Source organism: Pyxidicoccus fallax, from assembly GCF_012933655.1.
GTDB classification, from domain to species: Bacteria; Myxococcota; Myxococcia; order Myxococcales; family Myxococcaceae; genus Myxococcus; species Myxococcus fallax.
The window spans coordinates 1-391 of sequence record NZ_JABBJJ010000812.1 but is presented as its reverse complement, the minus strand read 5'-3'; the positions used below and the strand labels follow the sequence as shown (position 1 = coordinate 391).

The following is a 391-nucleotide window of genomic DNA, read 5'->3' as shown; positions in this document are numbered from 1 at the left end:
GTGCTGAAGCCGGGGCGGAGTGGCGGGGCGGTGGACTGGACGGCGGCGGAGAAGGCCTTCCGCGAGCTGGCGGAGCTGGCGTCGGTGCCGGTGAAGCCGGCGGTGCCGGCGGCGAAGGCGCCCGCGCCGATGCTGCCGACGGAGGGCGTGCTGCTGGTGGTGGACGAGGACGCGGCGGTGCTGGCGGAGGCGGAGCGGCTGGGGCGCGCGCACGTGGTGCGGGTGCTGACGGCGAGGACGTCGGACGAGGCGCGCGTGCTGGCGCGGCGGCAGTGGGTGGATGGGGCGCTCGTACACATGCATCTGGGTGGGCCGCTGGGAGGGATTGAAGCGGCGCATGCGCTGAGGGCGGAGGAGGGGCTGGGGATGTTGCCGCTGGCCTTCACGGGGG

General features: G+C 75.7%; 1 pseudogene. It reads left to right on the top strand.

Annotation, left to right across the window (positions count from 1 at the left end):
* Positions 1 to 391: pseudogene (locus HG543_RS54285) on the top strand (response regulator); the annotation flags it as partial.